Genomic DNA, 248 nt, shown 5'->3' with positions numbered 1-248 from the left:
CGGCCCGACGCATCATCGTGACGGCCGATTCCACAACTCCCGGCCGCGCCCGTCGCTCGGATTCTGGCAGGGCCTCAAGCTCACCTGGGCCTTCCTGTTCGGCAAGCCGGCCGGCACGGTGCCCGACCAGCCGATTCCGGTGCGGCCGCTGACCCGCGCCGACCTGGGCGCGGCGCCCGACCGCAGCCTGTTCCGGTTGGGGCATTCGACGCTGCTGCTGAAACTGCGCGGCTGCTTCTGGCTCACCG

The 248-nt window shown here is 71.8% G+C and carries 1 pseudogene; it reads left to right on the top strand.

Annotated elements, in window-relative coordinates:
- Positions 1–248, top strand: a pseudogene (locus tag SB771_RS36150) (hydrolase); the annotation flags it as partial.

Source organism: Burkholderia sp. SIMBA_051, assembly GCF_046534915.1.
GTDB lineage: Bacteria > Pseudomonadota > Gammaproteobacteria > Burkholderiales > Burkholderiaceae > Burkholderia > Burkholderia ambifaria.
The sequence above is the reverse complement of the archived record's forward strand: the minus strand, read 5'-3'. Positions and strand labels throughout refer to the sequence as shown.